The sequence below is a fragment of the Pseudomonas sp. HMWF006 genome (assembly GCF_003061205.1).
In the GTDB taxonomy this organism is placed as follows: Bacteria; Pseudomonadota; Gammaproteobacteria; order Pseudomonadales; family Pseudomonadaceae; genus Aquipseudomonas; species Aquipseudomonas monsensis.
On the sequence record NZ_QAIU01000233.1, the window covers coordinates 1 to 4,717 of the forward strand.

General features: G+C 59.6%; 6 protein-coding genes. All 6 read left to right on the plus strand.

Translation table 11 applies throughout. The features are described 5' to 3' along the window. Positions 1 to 52: 52 nt before the first annotated feature. The 6 genes from rlmB to dnaB all read left to right on the plus strand — a co-directional run bounded on the left by rlmB (position 53) and on the right by dnaB (position 4,659). Complete coding sequence (gene rlmB, locus DBR24_RS09325) at positions 53 to 823, plus strand: 23S rRNA (guanosine(2251)-2'-O)-methyltransferase RlmB (protein ID WP_128614582.1); 771 nt, start codon at positions 53 to 55, stop codon at positions 821 to 823. Between the two features lie 239 nt (positions 824 to 1,062). Next, a complete protein-coding gene (gene rpsF, locus DBR24_RS09330) occupies positions 1,063 to 1,485 on the plus strand; it encodes a 30S ribosomal protein S6 (RefSeq protein WP_123470926.1) in 423 nt (140 codons plus the stop codon). 28 nt (positions 1,486 to 1,513) lie between these two features. Continuing rightward, positions 1,514 to 1,744, plus strand: coding sequence for a 30S ribosomal protein S18 (gene rpsR / locus DBR24_RS09335; RefSeq protein WP_002551829.1), 231 nt, complete (start codon positions 1,514 to 1,516; stop codon positions 1,742 to 1,744). Positions 1,745 to 1,780: 36 nt separating this feature from the next. Beyond that, positions 1,781 to 2,674: a hypothetical protein gene (locus DBR24_RS09340; protein ID WP_123470927.1), complete on the plus strand. Its 894-nt coding sequence runs from the start codon at positions 1,781 to 1,783 to the stop codon at positions 2,672 to 2,674. A 19-nt stretch (positions 2,675 to 2,693) separates the two neighbouring features. Continuing rightward, positions 2,694 to 3,140, plus strand: coding sequence for a 50S ribosomal protein L9 (gene rplI, locus DBR24_RS09345; protein WP_003221136.1), 447 nt, complete (start codon positions 2,694 to 2,696; stop codon positions 3,138 to 3,140). A gap of 121 nt (positions 3,141 to 3,261) precedes the next feature. Then, complete coding sequence (dnaB, locus tag DBR24_RS09350) at positions 3,262 to 4,659, plus strand: replicative DNA helicase (protein ID WP_008016882.1); 1,398 nt, start codon at positions 3,262 to 3,264, stop codon at positions 4,657 to 4,659. Positions 4,660 to 4,717: the final 58 nt, after the last annotated feature.

Genomic DNA, 4,717 nt, shown 5'->3' on the forward strand with positions numbered 1-4,717 from the left:
CGGGTTCTGCTCCAGCCAAAAGTGGCGGGGCACGTAAACCGAAGGCGAAGTCATGAGTCAGTTGGAAAAAATCTACGGCGTTCACGCGGTAGAAGCGTTGTTGCGTCACCATCCGAAACGCGTCAAGCAGATCTGGCTGGCCGAGAGCCGTAACGATCCGCGGGTGCAGACCCTGATCGAGCTGGCCAATGAAAACCGCGTTCAAGTCGGTCAGGCCGAGCGTCGCGAAATGGATGCCTGGGTTGAGGGCGTGCACCAGGGCGTGGTGGCGGACGTCAGTCCGAGCCAGGTCTGGGGCGAGGCGATGCTCGATGAGCTGCTTGATCGCACCGAAGGCGCGCCACTGTTGCTGGTGCTCGACGGCGTGACCGATCCGCACAACCTCGGCGCCTGCCTGCGTTCGGCGGATGCCGCCGGTGCGCTGGCGGTGATCGTGCCGAAAGACAAGTCGGCGACCCTGACGCCCGTGGTGCGCAAAGTCGCCTGCGGCGCGGCGGAAGTGATTCCGCTGGTGGCAGTGACCAACCTCGCCCGCACCCTGGAAAAGCTTCAGCAGCGCGGTCTGTGGGTGGTTGGCACGGCAGGTGAGGCCGAGGTCAGCATTTATGACCAGGACCTGACCGGCCCGACCATTCTGATCATGGGCGCCGAAGGCAAAGGCATGCGCCGCCTGACGCGCGAGCACTGCGACTATCTGGTGAACCTGCCGATGGCCGGCAGCGTCAGCAGCCTCAATGTGTCCGTGGCAACCGGTGTGTGCCTGTTCGAAGCGCAGCGTCAACGCGGGGCCAAGGCCAAGGCTGCCGCTTCGCGCAAGCCTTAAGCATTTAGCTGCAAGCCTCAAGCTAAAAGCGGACCCGCTTGCAGCTTGAGGCTCGATGCTTACAGCTGCTGTTCAAATATTCACCAATTGCCTTGCACCTCTGCAGTCCCTTCTCTACAATTGCGCCCCTTGCTGTGACGGCAGGCACCGATGTGCCCCGCGCCAGCAAGTCCATAAGTGTCATTCACTCCTTGTCTGACCGTTTTTGAGCGGCAGGCTACAACCCGTAAGGAGCATTCATGCGTCATTACGAAATCATCTTTCTGGTCCACCCTGACCAGAGCGAGCAAGTCGGCGGCATGGTTGAGCGTTACACCAAGCTGATCGAAGAAGACGGCGGCAAAATCCACCGTCTGGAAGACTGGGGCCGTCGTCAACTGGCCTACGCAATCAACAATGTTCACAAGGCTCACTACGTGATGCTGAACGTTGAGTGCACTGGCAAGGCTCTGGCCGAGCTGGAAGACAACTTCCGCTACAACGATGCAGTGATCCGTAACCTGGTCATCCGTCGCGACGAAGCCGTTACTGGCCAGTCCGAGATGCTCAAGGCTGAAGAAAACCGCAGTGAGCGCCGTGAGCGTCGCGACCGTCCTGAGCACGAAGGCGTTGATAGCGCTGATAGTGATGACAGCGACAACAGCGATAACGCTGACGAGTAATCCACGGACCTTTTAAGGAGCCTATCAAATGGCACGTTTCTTCCGTCGTCGTAAATTCTGCCGCTTCACCGCTGAAGACGTGAAAGAGATCGATTACAAAGATCTCAACACTCTGAAAGCCTACGTATCCGAGACCGGCAAAATCGTTCCAAGCCGCATCACCGGTACCAAAGCTCGTTATCAGCGTCAGCTGGCCACCGCTATCAAGCGCGCCCGCTTCCTGGCCCTGCTGGCCTACACCGACAGCCACGGCCGCTGAGACCGGGCAGTCGACAAGTAGCAAAGGATTGAATGCATGCGTGCCTTAGCTGAGTTCATCATGCGAGGCCGTATGCAGGCCACTCTCGTGGTGGCCGGATGTGCAACATTGCCGTTGTTGTATTGGTTGGGTGCTGCCGCAGGGAGCCTTGTGCTGCTGCGGCGCGGACTGACGGACGCCCTGGGTGTTCTGTCTCTGGGGCTGCTGCCGGCGTTGATCTGGTGGCTGTATGCCGATGACCCACGGGCACTTCTGGTGCTGCTGGGGTCTTCGGGACTTGCGTTGGTTTTGCGCGCAAGTGAGTCCTGGGTTCGTACGCTGCTGGTCAGCGTAGCGATTGGCGTGGTGTTTTCAGTGGTGCTCGGGGCGGCGTTTGCGGCCCAGATCGAGATGCTCGCGCAGGCCTTGATAAAGGTCATGCCGGCGCTTCTCGGTGAAACCTACAAGCAATTGTCGGTCGATGAGCAAGCGCATTTCGCGTCCCTGATTGCACCCGTGCTGACCGGACTGATTGCGGCACTGTTGCAGATCGTCAGCGTGCTGAGCCTGATTGTCGGGCGGCATTGGCAGGCGTTGTTGTACAACCCGGGTGGTTTTGGTCGCGAGTTTCGCGCCATCCGGATCCCGCTGGGGCCGGCGATGTTGCTGCTGGCGTTGATGCTTCTGGGCCCGAATCTCGGTGCACAGATGGCCATGTTGACGCCGTTGTGCAGTGTACCGCTGGTGTTCGCCGGACTCGCCCTGATTCACGGGCTGGTCGGGCAGAAGCGACTGGCCGGTTTCTGGCTGGTGGGGTTGTACGTCACGCTGCTGTTGTTCATGCAGCTGATCTATCCGTTGCTCGTGGTTCTGGCCATTGTCGACAGCCTGATTGATTTTCGCGGTCGTCACGTGTCGAAAGACACCGACAGCGCGAACGGTGAAGGTTAAAAGTTAAGAGGATTTCCACATGCAACTGATCCTTCTGGAAAAAATCGCCAACCTGGGCAACCTGGGCGACAAAGTAAACGTTAAGGCCGGTTACGGCCGTAACTACCTGCTGCCTTTCGGCAAAGCTACCGCTGCGACCGCTGCCAACCTGGCTGCGTTCGAAGAGCGTCGCGCTGAGCTGGAAAAAGCCGCCGCAGACCGTAAAGCATCGGCTGAAAGCCGTGCTGCCCAACTGGCCGAGCTGGAAGTGACCATCACTGCCACCGCTGGCGACGAAGGCAAGCTGTTCGGTTCGATCGGTACTCACGACATCGCTGACGCACTGACCGCCTCCGGCGTTGAAGTGCAGAAGAGCGAAGTTCGTCTGCCGAACGGCACCATCCGCAACGTGGGTGAATTCGACGTGGCTGTGCACCTGCACGCCGAAGTTGAAGCCACCGTACGCGTTGTCGTGGTAGCAGCTTAAGCAACACCTGATCGGCTGGCGGCTTGTCCGTCAGACGGTTAACATCGGGCACGATCCTGTTTACAGGTCGTGCCCTTTGTCTTTCTGAATTCCCTGTTTTTCCAAACAAACACAAGTGGCCATGAACGATATCTCCGCTCCCGAGCAATACGATCTGCAAACCGCTGCCCTGAAGGTGCCGCCGCATTCCATCGAGGCCGAACAGGCTGTGCTCGGTGGTCTGATGCTGGACAACAACGCCTGGGAACGCGTGCTCGATCAAGTCTCCGACGGCGATTTCTATCGGCATGACCACCGTCTGATCTTCCGTGCGATCGCCAAACTGGCCGATCAGAACATGCCGATCGACGTCGTGACCCTGTCCGAGCAACTGGACAAGGAAGGGCAGACTTCGCAGGTCGGTGGCCTCGGTTACCTCGGCGAGCTGGCGAAAAATACGCCGTCCGTCGCCAACATCAAGGCCTATGCGCAGATCGTTCGCCAGCGGGCGACGTTGCGCCAGTTGATCGGCATCAGCACCGAAATCGCCGACAGCGCCTTCAACCCCGAAGGTCGCACCGCCGAAGAGATCCTCGACGAGGCCGAACGGCAGATCTTCCAGATCGCCGAAGCGCGGCCGAAGACCGGCGGCCCGGTGGGCGTCAACGAACTGTTGACCAAGGCCATCGACCGCATCGACACCCTGTTCAACACCGACAACGCCATCACCGGCCTGTCCACCGGTTACACCGACCTTGACGAGAAGACCAGTGGCCTGCAACCGGCCGACTTGATCATCGTCGCGGGCCGTCCGTCGATGGGTAAAACCACCTTTGCGATGAACCTGGTGGAAAACGCGGTGTTGCGCAGCGAGAAGGCCGTGCTGGTGTACTCCCTCGAGATGCCAGGTGAATCGCTGATCATGCGTATGCTGTCGTCGCTGGGTCGTATCGACCAGACCAAGGTTCGTTCCGGCCAGCTGGAAGACGACGACTGGCCACGTCTGACCTCGGCAGTCAATCTGCTCAACGATCGCAAGCTGTTCATCGACGACACTGCGGGTATCAGTCCGTCGGAAATGCGTGCGCGCACCCGGCGTCTGGTGCGTGAGCACGGCGACGTCGGCCTGATCATGATCGACTACCTGCAACTGATGCAGATCCCGGGTTCCAGCGGTGACAACCGGACCAACGAGATTTCCGAGATCTCGCGATCCCTGAAAGCGCTGGCCAAGGAGTTCAACTGCCCGGTGGTTGCCCTGTCACAGCTCAACCGTTCCCTGGAGCAACGCCCGAACAAACGCCCGGTGAACTCCGACTTGCGGGAATCCGGAGCGATCGAGCAGGACGCCGACGTGATCATGTTCGTGTACCGGGACGAGGTGTATCACCCGGAAACCGAACACAAGGGCATTGCCGAAATCATCATCGGCAAGCAGCGTAACGGCCCGATCGGCTTCATCCGTCTGGCGTTCATCGGTAAGTACACGCGTTTCGAAAACCTCGCGCCGGGCAGTTACAACTTCGACGACGACGAGTGACCGTCGGCCGACGTCATTCGGCCAACGGTCTCTCTCAGTGTCATTCAGCTTCGCGGGT